Origin of the sequence: Pseudoalteromonas sp. SG41-1 (genome assembly GCF_014164575.1) — a bacterium.
GTDB lineage: Bacteria > Pseudomonadota > Gammaproteobacteria > Enterobacterales > Alteromonadaceae > Pseudoalteromonas > Pseudoalteromonas rhizosphaerae.
In genome coordinates, this window is record NZ_JACJFL010000001.1 from 177,877 (window position 1) to 192,989 (window position 15,113).

A 15,113-nucleotide genomic window follows, 5' to 3' on the forward strand; every position below is an offset into this window, starting at 1 on the left:
ATGAAGATTAACATTGTTTGAGAAACAAATAAAATAGCGTTATTGTTTTCAAGTCATCTTCGTATTTAACCAGCAAGAGAATTACTATGTCTGAATTTATAAAATCAAAAGCCGCAATTGCTTGGGGTCCAAATCAACCACTATCTGTAGAAGAAGTGGATGTAATGATGCCTAAAAAAGGCGAAGTAATGGTAAAAATTACTGCTACTGGCGTATGTCACACCGATGCATTTACATTATCAGGTGCCGATCCTGAAGGGATTTTCCCAGCCATTTTAGGGCATGAAGGCGCTGGTGTTGTTTATGCTATCGGCGAAGGCGTAACCAGTGTTGCTGTGGGCGATCATGTTATTCCTTTATATACTGCAGAATGCGGTGTATGTAAAATGTGTACTTCAGGCAAAACAAACTTGTGTTCCGCTGTACGTGAAACGCAAGGTAAAGGCTTAATGCCAGACGGCACGACTCGCTTTTTCAAAGATGGCCAACCAATTTATCACTACATGGGCACATCAACCTTTTCTGAATATACGGTACTGCCAGAGATCTCACTGGCTAAAGTAAACAAAGCAGCATCACTTGAAGAAATTTGCTTACTGGGCTGTGGTGTTACAACTGGTATGGGCGCGGTCACAAACACTGCAAAAGTTCAAGCAGGCGATACCGTTGCTATCTTTGGTTTAGGTGGTATTGGTTTATCAGCAATTATCGGCGCGAAAATGGCTGGTGCCTCGCGTATTATCGGTATTGATATCAACACATCTAAGTTTGATTTAGCCACTAAATTAGGTGCCACAGACTTGATCAATCCAAAAGATTTCGATAAGCCTATTCAAGAAGTTATTGTCGAGATGACCGATGGTGGCGTTGATTTCTCATTTGAGTGTATAGGTAATGTTGATGTCATGCGCTCAGCCCTTGAATGTTGTCATAAAGGTTGGGGGGAATCGGTGATCATTGGTGTTGCTGGTGCAGGACAAGAAATTTCAACTCGCCCATTCCAGCTAGTCACTGGCCGCGTCTGGCGTGGTAGCGCATTTGGTGGGGTTAAAGGTCGTTCACAACTACCTGAGATTGTTGAACGTTACATGGCTGGCGAATTTGCATTAAATGACTTTATCACTCATACCATGGGTCTTGAAGACATAAACGACGCGTTTGATTTAATGCATGAAGGCAAAAGTATTCGTACTGTGATCCACTACTAATATTAAAAATACAGATACCGCATAGCGTGTAAGCTATGTGGTATTTTAGCGAGGAATCCATGTTAGATAATTTAAGCGCCACAAAAGTTAGCGGTGGCTGGCACAAGCTATACAGCCATACATCTACAAGCACCCATTGCCCAATGCGGTTTGCTATTTTCTTGCCACCCGGTGCCAGCCAAACTAATAAAGTACCGGTACTGTATTGGTTATCAGGCTTAACCTGTACGGATGAAAATTTTATGCAAAAAGCAGGTGCATTTAAAAAAGCGGCAGCGCTTGGTATTGCTATCGTTGCACCTGATACCAGTCCTCGTGGCGACACTGTGCCAGACCAAGACAGTTATGATTTTGGCCAAGGCGCAGGGTTTTATTTAAACGCCACCCAAGCCCCCTATAACACGCACTATAATATGTATGATTATGTGGTAAATGAATTGCCTTCGCTAATTGAACAGCACTTTCCCGTGACTGATAAAAAAGCGATTAGCGGGCATTCTATGGGGGGGCACGGTGCGTTGATGATTGCATTGCGCAATCCAAAAAGTTACACCAGTGTTTCTGCTTTTAGCCCAATCACTAACCCTATTGACTGTCCTTGGGGGCAAAAAGCGTTTAGTCAGTACTTAGGAGATGATCAATCACAATGGGCCAATTACGATAGCTGTGAACTAATGAAAAAGGCACACAGTAACGAATTTTTACCAATGCGTATTGACCAAGGTGATGCCGATAATTTTTTAGTCGAGCAACTAAAACCAGACAACCTAACTGCAGTAGCAAAGCAAGTTAATTACCCGCTAACGTTGAATATGCACGCAGGCTACGATCATAGTTACTTTTTTATCAGCAGCTTTATCGACGAACACTTATCATTTCATCAAGTGTATCTTCAGCGTTAATTGTATCCTCTACTGTGAGGTTGTCAGTCGTTACTTCCTCACATTGTTGTATTGATTTAGTTATTCTTTTGCAGACCAGAGTAGGCTCTGAGCTATCTTGCACTAACCCCACTAAAAAACGATCTACTTCGATGCCTAAGTCCGCAAATGACAAAGTCTGTTCATGACTAAAGTAAGTATTATCTTGAGGCGATACATGTGCGGGGGCCTGCGCTAAATCAGCATCATAATTTGTATCCGCTTTTGAATAAATAACTCCATCAACTAATACACCCGCTACAGTGCATGCGCTTAGTAATTGGCAGACAAGTAAAACAGTAATAAAGTGCTTGAACATAAATTTAATCCTTTATATCCCATTGCTTAAATGCGTAAGTTATTATTTAACTACCTCGAATGAGCCAGTTTTTAATAGCATTAGTATTGCTTAGTGGTTGTATCTGTAATACTCACTATAAACGAACGAGTATAAAACACTGTAAGTGAATAACAATAAAGTAATTAAACTATAAACTATAAACTATAAACTAGCTCGAGCATAGCAACAGTAATAGGTTTAACTACACTTGTAACTCCTTCATAAACTCTTTTACAAATCCTATCAGCTGCAAAATAAAAATAAACAAAAATGGCACTGCACCAATAATTGCAATACTTCGGTTAAGTAATTCATTATTTTGTAATAACAATACCCAGCTACTTAGAGCTAAAGTAAAAGACCACACATACAAACTAAATCGATGACTGCTTTTTGTCCCCGCTAAATTACGGATCACTAAAATTGCAGAATCTGCCGAAGTAGCAACAAAGATCAGTAATAATAATAAGCTCGACCAAATAAGCACACCTCCTTGCCAACCTAACTGCTTAAAAAATACAAATAAGCCTTGTGTATAATCAGTTTTAATAGCGGCCATAATGCCACTACTATGGCCGCTATCCCAAGCAATAGCAGATCCCGAAAAAACACTAAACCAAATTAAAGTAACGAAAGTTGGCACAATTACTACGCCAACAATGTATTGCCAAACTGGCCGACCTTGACTTATTTTAGCTAAAAAAACCCCAACAAAAGGTCCCCACGCTAGCCACCAAAAATAATAATTATACGTCCAACTATTAGCCCAAGCAGGATCATTTAGTTGACTTGATAATTGCCATGTCCCTGTCACTAATAAGTGGCTATAAAATTTAACGCCACTGATCGCCACATCTATAATCGGTTGTAGTGGTACCATCATGATGAGCCAAATAAGTACTCCAAATGCTAAAAAAACATTAAATTGACTGAGTGTTTGAATACCCTTTTTTAATCCTAAGCGCGCAGATAAGCTAAACAACAGCGCTAATAACATAATAATAATCAAACCAACTAACCAAGGCGAGTTAATGCCAAGCTCAAGCTCAATCCCTTTTCGTAGTAATAATGTTGAATTTGCAATCGTGCCAACTACACCAAAAAAAATAGCTAAAATGGCCACTAACTGGATCACGTATTTACACTTTAGCTGCCCTGCGCGACTTAAAAATGAAGTTGTTACACTCAACACCGGAGCACTTATATCTCCCGCTTTGCCACTGTTATGGCTCAAACCACCTAAGACTAAGCCAAATACTGCGTAGAGTGCCCATGCATGAGCGCCCCAGTTTACTAACGTAATAGCCAATGCAGCACCTTGTCTATCAGGGTAAAGACTTTGCTTTAATGGCGGTTGCAATACGTGCATGGCAGGCTCTGCTACGCCCCAAAAAATTAAACCCGATCCCATTCCTGCAGCAAATAACATTGACAACCAACCAAAAGTTGAAAACTCGACAGATGTATGCTTTCCACCTATTTTACGTTGTCCGAGTGGGCTAATAGCCAGCACAATAACGCTTATCAATAAAAAATTAACTAACAGAAAAAATGGTCCACCCAACACTGATAATGCATTAATGATCAGTGGTTGAATATGCGCGGTGAGCATATCAGGAAATAATAGAGCCCCGCTAACAAATAGCACACACAAGGTGAGCGCTAGTTTTTCAAGATTCGACACTAATTTAGGAATACGAGCTTTAATTACCACATAGATACCTTAAAAATTATACTAATTAAATCGGTTTTATCAGCGCTAACGTTACGACGCTTTACAGCTACACCAAAGCAACTTTTTAATTTTACATAATTTAGACACAAAAAAACCGGCCGCAGCCGGTTTTCTGATACTTAATAGCAATTATATTGATTTACAGAGCTCTTGAACTCGCTTGCATGATCATGCATTTAATAAAACTGAGATCAATAAACTTTACTTTGCAGCCAAAAGCTTCGCTTGCTCTTGTTGGCTTGCCATAAATTCGTTAAAGGTGCCGTGGAAATTAACCACTTCTTTGTCACGAATATCAATAATACGAGTTGCCAATGATGAAACAAACTCACGGTCATGGCTGACAAAAATCAGCGTACCTTCAAAGCCTTTTAATGCATTATTAAGCGCTTCAATGGCTTCCATATCCATGTGGTTTGTCGGTTCGTCCATCACCAAAACATTTACGTCTTGCATCATTAATTTGCCAAACAATAGGCGATTTTTCTCACCACCTGAGCAGTTTTTAGCTTTTTTATTCGCATCATCCGCAGTAAACAATAACCGACCTAACATGCCACGCACCATTAAATCGTTATGCTTGGCTGTACGCCACTGTGACATCCAATCAAACAAGGTTAAATCGTTATCAAAGTCTTTACTACTATCTTGCGGACAATAGCCAATCGATGCATTTTCTGACCATTTTACAACACCGTGATTAGCTTCAAGTTCACCCACTAAACAGCGAATAAAGGTTGATTTACCAACACCGTTTTCACCAATAATCGCAAGTTTTGAACCCGCTTCTAAAATCAGCTCGCCGCCTTCAAACAATACTTCACCGTCAAAACCATGGCCAAAGTCTTCTAAGATCAATGCTTGGCGGTGCATCTTTTTACCTTCATCAAAATACAATGACGGCGCCATTCGGCTTGACGACTTCACTTCATCTAAGCTGATTTTATCCATGCGTTTAGCACGTGAACTCGCTTGTTTTGCTTTTGACGCATTAGCACCAAAGCGGTTAACGAAATCTTGTAACTCTTCAATTTCAGATTGCTTTTTAGCATTACCAGCAAGTAATTGATCACGAATAAGTGTTGATGCTTCAATGTATTTTTCGTAGTTACCTGGGTAAATACGCAGCTCACCGTAATCAATATCAGCCATATGAGTACATACCGCATTAAGAAAATAGCGGTCATGAGAAATAATGATCATGGTACATTTACGCTGGTTAAGTTCGTGCTCTAACCAGCTAATGGTATGAATATCCAAGTTATTGGTTGGCTCATCCAGTAATAAAATATCAGGGTTAGCAAACAAGGCTTGCGCAAGTAAGACGCGCAGCTTCCAGCCTGGGGCTACTTGTGACATTAGACCAAAATGAAATTCTTCTTCAATACCCGCTTTTAATAAAATATCACCCGCGCGGCTTTCTGCACTGTAACCATCCATTTCAGCAAAAACGCTTTCAAGCTCAGCGACTTTCATACCATCTTCTTCACTCATTTCTGGCAGTGAATAAATACGTTCACGTTCTTGCTTTATTTTCCATAATGCAACGTCACCCATGATCACAGTATCAACCACTGAGTATTGCTCAAATGCAAACTGATCTTGGCTTAAGTTACCGACTTTCAGTCCTGGGCCAATTGATACGTTACCTGATGTTGGCACTAATGAGCCATTGAGGATTTTCATGAAGGTTGACTTACCGCATCCATTGGCGCCAATTAAGCCATAACGATTACCGTTACTAAATTTAGCGGAGATATTTTCGAACAAGGGTTCGGCACCAAACTGCATGGTGATATTAGCGGTAGAGATCAAAATGAATTTCCTAAGCAAATACTGACAAGTACACTGTTCGCTGAATAAGGAAAAGTTAATACAGGCAATAAGACGGTATAAAGAGGCCGCGAATTATACAGGCACTAGCTGCACTAGTCGAGCTTAGTCTCAATAATTGACTCACCGAGCACTGGTTTTTATGTGACTTAAATAAATTTTAATGTCATCTACGGTTTCAGCCAATGATTTGTTCGATAGCAACAAAAAAGCGAAGGCAGTGCCTTCGCTTTTTTATCAAACGTCTCGTTTAAGCAAGTTTGTCTGAAGCAACTTTATAAGTTGGATCTTCTATTACATTAACTTCTACTAAGTCGCGCGCTTTATGTAATAACTGTATACAGTCTGGGCTCAAGTGGCGTAAATGCAACTGCTTACCTGCCTTGGTGTATTTATCAGCTAAAGTATCAATTGCTTCAATGGCACTGTGATCTGCCACTCGGCTGTATTTAAATTCGATGATAACGTCTTTAGGGTCATTTTTAACATCAAACAACTCCGCGAACTTTTTCACTGAGCCAAAAAATAATGGGCCGTGTAGTTCGTAGACTTTAGAACCTTCTTCATCAATGTAGTTTGTAGTAAAAATATGTTTAGCATGTTGCCATGCAAATACTAAGGCTGACACAATCACACCCACACATACTGCAATTGCTAAGTCAGTTATCACCGTTACACCCGATACTAATACAATGACAAAAGCATCTGATTTTGGGACGCGTTTCATCATTTTGAAACTCGCCCATTCAAAGGTGCCTAATACCACCATAAACATCACGCCAACCAATGCTGCCAGCGGCACCATTTCAATCAAACTGGCGGCAAAAATAATGAATGCTAGGAGCATTAATGCTGCTGTAATACCAGATAAACGCGAACGACCACCTGAGTTAATGTTGATCATTGATTGACCAATCATCGCGCAGCCCCCCATCGCACCAAAGAAACCACAGGTAACATTTGCAGCGCCTTGACCAATGCATTCTTTATTGCTGTGACCACGGGTTTCTGTGATTTCATCAATCAGGCTAAGGGTTAATAGTGATTCAATTAAACCAATTGCCGCTAAAATAAGTGCATAAGGTAAAATAATTTTCAGTGTTTCAAAGGTAAATGGCACCATTGGAATGTGAAATTGTGGTAAACCACCAGCAATAGTTGCCGCACTGTCACCAGTCATATCTTTTAAGAAATCAAGTACTGTACGCGCTTCTAAATCAAATCCGATAACAATGGCGGTTACAGTAACAATAGCGACTAATGTTGATGGCACAGCTGTAGTCAACTTTGGCAAAAAGTGAATAATGGCCATCGTTAAAGCGACTAATCCTAGCATGATCATCATCGGCGTGCCTGTCATCCACTGCATGCCACCTTGACCATCGGACACCTTAAATTGACCTAGTTGCGCTAAGAAGATGACAATCGCTAAACCATTTACAAACCCAAGCATCACCGGATGCGGAACCATACGAATAAACTTACCGAGCTTAAACACCCCTGCTAGTATTTGCAGTATCCCCATCAGCAATACAGTCGCGAAGAGATACTCAACCCCATGATCTAGCACTAAACTTACCATAACAACGGCAAGTGCACCGGTTGCACCGGAGATCATACCTGGGCGGCCGCCAAAAATAGCGGTGATCAAGCCAACAATAAATGCTGCATATAAACCAACTAAAGGCTCTACATTTGCAACAAACGCAAATGCAACAGCTTCAGGAACGAGCGCTAGGGCAACCGTTATACCTGATAAGATATCGTTTTTAGCAGAGCTCGGCGCCTTGCTTAATAAGTTAAACATTGAATTCCTCTTCGGGGTGTGGGATCAAAAAAGCGCTGAATTCTAACAAATTAAGCTAAGGTTAACAATTGCAGTAAGAGGAACATGCTAACGCCTTTATAGCGCTAGCATAATTAGATACGATTAAAGTGGCAGCGATGTACTGCGTTTGACACAAGTCATAGTGACATTTGAGTGAACTTCTTGAACAAATTCAAGATTCAATAAATTATCACGAACAAACTGTTCATAGCCTTCAATGCCTTTAGAAATGATCCGCAACATAAAGTCCATAGTGCCAGCCATACTGTAACATTCTGTTACTTCATCATAACTTAGGATAAGTCGTTCAAACTCAGCTAAATTTGTACGGCCATGATTTGATAAACGAACATGAGCGTACACTAGCATATCAAAGCCGAGCTTTTTCTCATCCAATAAGGCAACTTTGCCTTTGATGTAACCATCTTGCTCAAGCTTAGCAATACGACGCCAACAAGGTGATTGAGATAAACCGACTTTATCAGCAATATCAGCGGTCGAAAGACTTGCATCTTGCTGTAACAGTGCCAAAATTTGGCGGTCAACATGATTTAGAGACATTTTATTTCTTATTTATTTTACTAAATTGGTTAAATTATACATTGGTTTATAGGTTGAGTCTTGTACTTTTATGCATTTATTATGCGCAACTAACCAAATTTACCACTTATAAATGGATTCGATATGCGCTCAGTCAGCACTTTAGTGTCAGGTCCATGCCCAGATAGAATTCGCGTTTCATCAGGCAGTGTCAAAATTTGATTTTTAATCGAGTCAAGTAACTGCTGGGCATCCCCTTTAGGGAAGTCTGTACGCCCTACTGAGCCTTTAAAAATAACATCACCCACTATCACTAACTGATGTGTTGCTTCATAAAATACAATATGCCCAGGCGTGTGGCCCGGACAATGACGAATGTCAAATCGCAATTGACCCAATGTAAACGTATCACCATGACTTAACCAATGCTGAGGATGAAAAGGCGCAATTGGTGCAAAGCCAAACATTTGCGCTTGCATAGGTAATGCATCAAACCAAAACAATTCGTCTTTTTGTGGCCCGACAATATCAACAGAAAAATGCTCAGCAAGTACTTTTGCCGCACCGACATGATCAAGATGGCCATGGGTGAGTAAAATACACTGCAAGCTTAACTGATGCTTGGCAAGCTCAGTAATGATTTTATCAGCGTCGCCACCTGGGTCGATAACCGCTGCGTGGCGTGTTTGTTTACAAATAACCACTCGGCAATTTTGTGCAAAAGCGGTCACCGGTACGGTAATTATTTCCATATGTTAATTCTTTATTTGCGGTTTAGTGTCAAATGTCATCAGCACAGGATACTTTAAATAAGCTTGATCATAAAATGGCGTATGCTCATAGAGCCAGTTTAATCGTGCTTGTGCATCTTTAGCAAAAGCGGCATCATCACGAATTTTTTTATCAAACTCAAGTGCAAGTGCCGGTTTATCTTTGAGCATATGGCGAGCATACGGCGCTAATGCATAGTTTTCCATGTACTCAGTACGTTGAAAAATCGTATTAAACTCACCCCACGCAAAAAATGAATCCGGTGCTTTGGGGTGTAAAAGATGGGCAACTAACTCACCGAAAGGTTGAGCAGTTTCAACTTTAGACCAACCGATCAGAGACTTTTCTGGTACATCGACAAAATCAAAATCTGCGTTTACTCGAAAGCGTCCTTCAAACGGCGCTTTATCAAATTCATGCTTTGTTACTACCGCGACTTTTAAATTAGTTACCAGCTCATCACTGCTCACGTTTTCTACTGTAATACCATGTAATTTGAGTTTTTCGACAATGTCTGGATACGCAGGTGGAATATAAAATGTACTTGGTACGGTGATCACGGTTTTTGCGTCCTTCTGCCAGTAAATAGGCAACGCATCATAGTGCTGTTTTTCGCCTAAATACTTTACTTCCATCTGGCCACTCAAGGCGCTTTTACTGCGCGAATATTTGATCCCTGCAAATGCGATAGTGTTTGGCTCTTTTGCATAACTGCGTTCAACAATAAGCTGGCTTGGCACAAAAGCTCGTTCTTTTTCAACCGCTTCGGTTAATTGATGATGATGTTGCGCCAATGCTGAAATAGCCCCATCTAAAAATACATAGGTGCCAAGTACACGTTGTTTATACGGTTTTAATGAATGATTTTCGACAAGAATTGTGGGTAACGATCTTAAATCCCCCCAACCATTCGAATAACGAGGCGTGGCAACCCAGCCCGCTAAGCCTTTTTTAAACTCGCGCTTATCCATTACAAATACCAGCGGCCCAGGTATATGGCCTTGCTCTTGTAATTTTGTGTCGATAATAGGTTTAAAATAATTATTGAGCGCATCTGACACACTTGGCGATTCACTGGCAAATACGGGGTTGTAACCGTAAGTTACATCGTATTGATAATCTGCACCGTCAGTCACATGCACATCGATATATAAATCTGGGTTAAACTGCTTGATCACCTTTAATACACCACGTACTTCCGGCGTATCTAGTTTGGTGAAATCACGATTTAAATTTAAATTATTAGCATTGGTTCTAAAGCCCATTTCAACTGGCCCACGCTGGTTTATGCGATTAAACTGACTACTACGCTCATGGCCATCAACATTTAAAATAGGAATAAATAAGATGTTCACTTGGCTTAAAATATCTCGACGTTTACCGGTTGCAATATCGCGTAGCAACATAAACATCGCATCTTTACCGTCAATTTCGCCGGCATGAATTCCCGCTTGAATAAAAATAGTCGGCTTGGCGTTTTGCATTAACTGCGAAGGTGTAAATGCGCCATCTTCGCTTGCTACCATCATGTTGATCGCACGGCCACTGGCACTATGTGCAATAGTTTGCACTTGGAATTGGGTAGGGTTTGCTGCAACAAGACGATCTACAAAAGCCATAGTATGCTGATAATTTGGTGACTTTAGCCCTTCGCTTAGTTCGAAATCAGTGGTTAATGGGCCTTTTTGTTGTATCAGTGCCAAACTTTGACCTTGCCATGGCAACAATGGCGGTAAATGGCTATCTAATGTAACACTGGCACTTAACAATAATAAACTGGCGATCATAGGACTCTCAAACGTTGGCCTCTTTAATAGCTTGAAATTATAACAAGGATAAATGACAGATCGCGTAAACTGCGGTGATTCAACAAAAAAATGCAGCCAATGACAATTTAAAAACTTTATAGGGCTAATTTTCACGCATTAAAAAAGGCGCTATAAAAGCGCCTTGCCACTCAAGAATAATGTGCTTAAAACATATCTTGATAAGGATTCGTTTTACTAAATGCAATGGCTTTATCAAAACCGGGAATATGCATGTCGGTATCAGAAATGACAATTTCATCTTCATCAATCATGCCATCACCAAAGCGATAGATTAGCTCATATTGTCCTAAGTCAGCTTGTTGCTGATAATTAGTCTGAGCAGCTGTAACGGTTTGATTGCTCAATGCATATGCATCCATCACCGCACTACCATGGCGTTTTGCTAACATTTTCATGGTCACCATGGGTGACAAAACAGTGGCGGTGGCATTATTTCCGCCAAAGCCTTTTGAATTAATAAAAGCAATATCCATGTCTTCGCATTGATAATGCTCAGTACGAATATCTAAATACTGGTTATGCACATCCTTGGCCACTTTATCTATGGTGGTAATACCCGGCATAATATTATGTGCAAATACACCCAGCGCCATCGCTAATTGGTCGCCACTAGCTGGCGCAATTGTGTGCCCTACATACGCTTTTGGTGCTGCTACTTTCCAATTATCAATGGCAAACGTTTGTGCCACCTTATGATAAATTAATGACTCTGTTACGCGGTTTTGCGGTGTGCTTGAACCATGCGCTAAAATAAAGCTACGTTGTTGTAATGCTTCTTTACCTAATAAGCTCGTGGCTAATGCCGCCGACTTCGCCATGGTTATATAATTACCCGGTCCCGGTGATGTAATTGATTTTTTAACGCCATCAGCATTTACAAATACATCAGGCACGCAGCCTAGAATGTCTGCCCCCAACTCCAGTGCTAACGCATCATCCATTAGAATCGCTACTTGTGCGCCTTCACCTAAAGTAAAGCCACAATTTTCGCCAAATGGGCGGCTACTTTTACGATAATCAGGCTCATCATCATTGCTTAAGTTATCCAAGCGGCGTAAACCTTCAATATTCGCCAGCGCACTCATATTACCAAAGCCTTCAACAACTTCAGGGGTAATTGCGCATTCAACACTTGCCACAATAGCAACACGTGTACGCCCTGCTTGTATATCGTTTACTGCAGCGCGCAAGTTATATAAAAATGTTGCACACGCGCCTGAAGTTGAAAACGTAGTGCCTACATTGCCCGTCACATAGGCATTAATAAAATCGGTCGACATTGTATTTAAGCCAAGCGCTAACTGCTTGGTGCTGACGCGATCACCTTGCTGGCGCGCTTTTACTAAACCACCTAAGCCCTTGTCATCCATTTGACCAATAACCGACGCTGAATAAGTGCCAATTTTATCAGGCTCAACACTATTCATAATGTGTTGCCAATCGAGTCCGGTTGATTTAATCGCGTCAGTAGCAGCAAATATAGTGGCTTGTAAACCACGTGGCTGGTAGCGACTGTTGTACATAATAGACGGATCAAACCCTGTTGGTAGTTGCCCAGCCGATTTAATCGGATTATCGCGAGTAGAATCATGTTTAATATCAAACTGAGCCGCAATGGTTACTTTTACTTTTTTATTTTCAAGCTCTTCTACTTGCCAACTTGTAGGGACCGGCGAAGGTAAATCTTTACGACGTGTTTCAAACACAATAGCGCTTTCATCTGACGCGGTTAACGTCATTTTTTGCTGCCACGGTGTTGCATCGACATCAAAATGCTCTTTTTCAATTTTACGAATTAACGTACCGGCAATAATTTGCTCACCAAAGCGTGCTTCTATGTCGCTTTGCTCAACAGTATTGCCTTGTAAATCTTGCAGTTGCCCATTCACAAGACTCACTAAATTCATTAACGTGGCGAGGCCTAAAAATGTTTCTTGGCGGGCTTGAGTATCTAAGTTATTTAACACGATACGACGATAACCTTGATGAAAAGAAGTACGGCCTGCGGCGTTAATTCCACCCATGCCGATAATAACGGGTAATGCTGTCATAATTTACCTTGAGAAAACGTGTTATAGGAGAAGCTTGCAGTTTAGATGGATTTAATTATCAACATTGTGCTTAAATAGCCAAATAATGAGCCTATGAGGCCAAATCAAACTGGTCGGAGCAATTAAATGGACAACAACTTGGTACTTAGCCCTTTGCAAATAAGTATTTTGGTATACCAGCACTTATTGATCACCAGTGTCACCTTGCCAATTGAAATGCTCAGAGCCGGTGAGGCGTACGCCAAAGGGCATATAAACAGCGGAACTTTTCGGCCATTAACGATTAATTTAATCGCTGAGGACAGCGAACCTATCAAAAATCGCAGCGGCTTAGCAATATTACCGGATCACACTTACGGCACAGCACCTTACAGTGACTTGATTATTGTGCCCGGTATTTGGCGCAATCCTCGCCCTGTTGTCAGAGCAAACTCTGGGTTAGTTCAGTGGCTTGCCAGCAGCTGGCAAACGGGTAGCTCAATCATTGGCGTGGGTACTGGCAATTGCTTAGTCGCTGAAGCTAAGTTATTAAATGGTCACCCCGCTACCACTCATTGGCATTATGCAGAACAATTTAAACGCGACTACCCACAAGTGCTGCTCAAGCCTGATTTTTTTATCACTCAATCTGAGCGCTTATACAGTGTGGCAAGTCTAAATGCCTTAGCAGATGTGATCGTGCATATTATTAGCCAATACTACGGACAGGCCGCCGCTCAGCATGTTGAGCGCAACTTTTCTCACGAAATTAGGAAACCTTACGAAGATCAGCGCTACCTTGAAGGCGCCGTTGATCGGCATCCAGATGAACTCATCGCGCAAATTCAATTTTGGTTAAAAAACAACTTAACCACAGAACAAAGTTTAACAGAGGTCGCTCAACTATTTAGTTTGAGTTACCGCTCTTTTACCCGCCGTTTTCGCATTGCGACCAACCAAAGCCCCATTGAATATTGGCAGCAATTACGCGTACAAACAGCCAAAGAGCTACTTGCATCATCTAACTTATCAATTCAGGAGGTTGCTTTAGAGGTGGGTTACAATGATCAAGGTCATTTAACCCGCGTGTTTAAGAAAGTGCTCTCGCAAACGCCTAGCGAGTATCGAAAAGTGGTTAGAAGAAAGTTATTTGGTTAATAAGTTGGCGGGGTGTTATTTTTGAACAGTTAAACCTTTTAGATAGCAAAATATACAGTGCGGGTTAAACATGAGTATCGACGTTTAACGCGTATCATTTATCATCGCTGTCGATTTGAGTACGCCTTTCAAATACTAACTTTAATGCTGCGTCCATTTCTTTAATAAAGTCATCCTTAAATGGAAATTTTTCTGATGGTGCTTTCAAATAACCAATGTGAGCAGTTCGCTTGAAAATAATTCTGTCTTGCTGAAGTTGACTCAAATTAACAAAAGGATGGCTTTGCTTAAGTGCTTTAATGCCTGATAAAATGGCCCACTTGTCGTTGATATAACAGTCGATTCTATTTTTAGCCAGCTTCAAAATATTTGATAATGTATCTTTATTTTCCCATATTTTTATTTTGTTTTGCTCCATGGCAGTGTTCAATGCTTGATCGAATAAAAGATACCCAGCATTGATACCAACATTAATCGGCTTTAATGGATATTCTGTGTTTTCAATCTTGAGTAAGCTTGAGTTTGGATTACAAAAAGCTTGTATTACTTCTTCATGCAGCGGCTCTGAGTAAGGCCAAATAAAACTGCGCCCTTGCACATTTTTATAAGGAGGTAGTAAGGCAAAGTCCTCTCCTCGTCTAAGTGCGTCAACACCGCGCTTCCAAGGTACTGGTTGCAACTCTATAATATATTTTTCACTGATCAAATCGGCAGCTTGACGAACTACATCAACATATAAACCCACTAACTCACCGTCTTTAAGGTAAGAATATGGGGGATAACTATCATCGACTAATATCACAACACGATAGCTTGGTTTGGCCACTACCTGTATTGTAAAAAAGAAAGCAAACAGCAGAAATACAATTCTTTTCGGCCCATTCCACTGTATTATTTGCCAACTCGATTCCATTAAACAAC

General features: G+C 40.7%; 12 protein-coding genes. 3 read left to right on the top strand and 9 right to left on the bottom strand.

The window, feature by feature from the left end:
• The first annotated feature begins 86 nt into the window (after window positions 1-86).
• The gene (locus H5203_RS00805) at window positions 87-1,208 is read left to right on the top strand and encodes an S-(hydroxymethyl)glutathione dehydrogenase/class III alcohol dehydrogenase (RefSeq protein WP_145233151.1); all 1,122 of its coding nucleotides are present in this window, start codon (window positions 87-89) and stop codon (window positions 1,206-1,208) included.
• Between the two features lie 59 nt (window positions 1,209-1,267).
• Window positions 1,268-2,110 (top strand): S-formylglutathione hydrolase, encoded by an 843-nt coding sequence (gene fghA, locus H5203_RS00810; protein ID WP_182819198.1) that lies wholly within the window; start codon window positions 1,268-1,270, stop codon window positions 2,108-2,110.
• Here fghA and H5203_RS00815 read toward each other — a convergent pair.
• The 8 genes from H5203_RS00815 to H5203_RS00850 all read right to left on the bottom strand — a co-directional run bounded on the left by H5203_RS00815 (window position 2,064) and on the right by H5203_RS00850 (window position 13,055).
• Entirely contained in the window at window positions 2,064-2,447 is a 384-nt protein-coding gene (locus H5203_RS00815) for a hypothetical protein (protein WP_182819199.1), read from the bottom strand. The two genes, fghA and H5203_RS00815, sit on opposite strands and share 47 nt — an antisense overlap.
• A gap of 223 nt (window positions 2,448-2,670) precedes the next feature.
• A complete protein-coding gene (locus tag H5203_RS00820) occupies window positions 2,671-4,182 on the bottom strand; it encodes a BCCT family transporter (protein ID WP_310736537.1) in 1,512 nt (503 codons plus the stop codon).
• A 222-nt stretch (window positions 4,183-4,404) separates the two neighbouring features.
• Window positions 4,405-6,018, bottom strand: coding sequence for an ABC-F family ATPase (locus tag H5203_RS00825; RefSeq protein ID WP_145233148.1), 1,614 nt, complete (start codon window positions 6,016-6,018; stop codon window positions 4,405-4,407).
• Between the two features lie 268 nt (window positions 6,019-6,286).
• Window positions 6,287-7,843 (bottom strand): SulP family inorganic anion transporter, encoded by a 1,557-nt coding sequence (locus tag H5203_RS00830; protein WP_145233147.1) that lies wholly within the window; start codon window positions 7,841-7,843, stop codon window positions 6,287-6,289.
• 123 nt (window positions 7,844-7,966) lie between these two features.
• On the bottom strand, window positions 7,967-8,425 hold the full coding sequence (locus H5203_RS00835; RefSeq protein ID WP_016707271.1) for an Lrp/AsnC family transcriptional regulator: 459 nt from the start codon (window positions 8,423-8,425) through the stop codon (window positions 7,967-7,969).
• An 89-nt stretch (window positions 8,426-8,514) separates the two neighbouring features.
• Window positions 8,515-9,156 carry an MBL fold metallo-hydrolase gene (locus tag H5203_RS00840; protein WP_145233146.1) on the bottom strand — a complete coding sequence of 214 codons (642 nt, stop codon included), beginning with the start codon at window positions 9,154-9,156 and terminating at the stop codon, window positions 8,515-8,517.
• Between the two features lie 3 nt (window positions 9,157-9,159).
• Window positions 9,160-10,962 carry a M14 family metallopeptidase gene (locus tag H5203_RS00845; protein ID WP_182819200.1) on the bottom strand — a complete coding sequence of 601 codons (1,803 nt, stop codon included), beginning with the start codon at window positions 10,960-10,962 and terminating at the stop codon, window positions 9,160-9,162.
• A gap of 185 nt (window positions 10,963-11,147) precedes the next feature.
• Window positions 11,148-13,055: a beta-ketoacyl synthase gene (locus H5203_RS00850; protein ID WP_149982523.1), complete on the bottom strand. Its 1,908-nt coding sequence runs from the start codon at window positions 13,053-13,055 to the stop codon at window positions 11,148-11,150.
• 126 nt (window positions 13,056-13,181) lie between these two features.
• On the opposite strand from H5203_RS00850, the gene H5203_RS00855 reads away from it, so the two are divergent.
• Complete coding sequence (locus H5203_RS00855) at window positions 13,182-14,192, top strand: GlxA family transcriptional regulator (protein ID WP_149982524.1); 1,011 nt, start codon at window positions 13,182-13,184, stop codon at window positions 14,190-14,192.
• 94 nt (window positions 14,193-14,286) lie between these two features.
• Here the strand turns inward: H5203_RS00855 and H5203_RS00860 are convergent, their stop codons facing one another.
• Window positions 14,287-15,105 (bottom strand): ABC transporter substrate-binding protein, encoded by an 819-nt coding sequence (locus tag H5203_RS00860; RefSeq protein WP_182819201.1) that lies wholly within the window; start codon window positions 15,103-15,105, stop codon window positions 14,287-14,289.
• Between the last annotated feature and the right edge of the window lie 8 nt (window positions 15,106-15,113).

Excerpts from the sequence above, each read along its gene's own strand:
- H5203_RS00805 (WP_145233151.1), top strand. The coding sequence starts at position 87 with ATGTCTGAATTTATAAAATCAAAAGCCGCAATTGCTTGGGGTCCAAAT.
- fghA (WP_182819198.1), top strand. The coding sequence starts at position 1,268 with ATGTTAGATAATTTAAGCGCCACAAAAGTTAGCGGTGGCTGGCACAAG.
- H5203_RS00815 (WP_182819199.1), bottom strand. The coding sequence starts at position 2,447 with ATGTTCAAGCACTTTATTACTGTTTTACTTGTCTGCCAATTACTAAGC.
- H5203_RS00830 (WP_145233147.1), bottom strand. The coding sequence starts at position 7,843 with ATGTTTAACTTATTAAGCAAGGCGCCGAGCTCTGCTAAAAACGATATC.
- H5203_RS00835 (WP_016707271.1), bottom strand. The coding sequence starts at position 8,425 with ATGTCTCTAAATCATGTTGACCGCCAAATTTTGGCACTGTTACAGCAA.
- H5203_RS00840 (WP_145233146.1), bottom strand. The coding sequence starts at position 9,156 with ATGGAAATAATTACCGTACCGGTGACCGCTTTTGCACAAAATTGCCGA.
- H5203_RS00845 (WP_182819200.1), bottom strand. The coding sequence starts at position 10,962 with ATGATCGCCAGTTTATTATTGTTAAGTGCCAGTGTTACATTAGATAGC.
- H5203_RS00850 (WP_149982523.1), bottom strand. The coding sequence starts at position 13,055 with ATGACAGCATTACCCGTTATTATCGGCATGGGTGGAATTAACGCCGCA.
- H5203_RS00855 (WP_149982524.1), top strand. The coding sequence starts at position 13,182 with ATGGACAACAACTTGGTACTTAGCCCTTTGCAAATAAGTATTTTGGTA.
- H5203_RS00860 (WP_182819201.1), bottom strand. The coding sequence starts at position 15,105 with ATGGAATCGAGTTGGCAAATAATACAGTGGAATGGGCCGAAAAGAATT.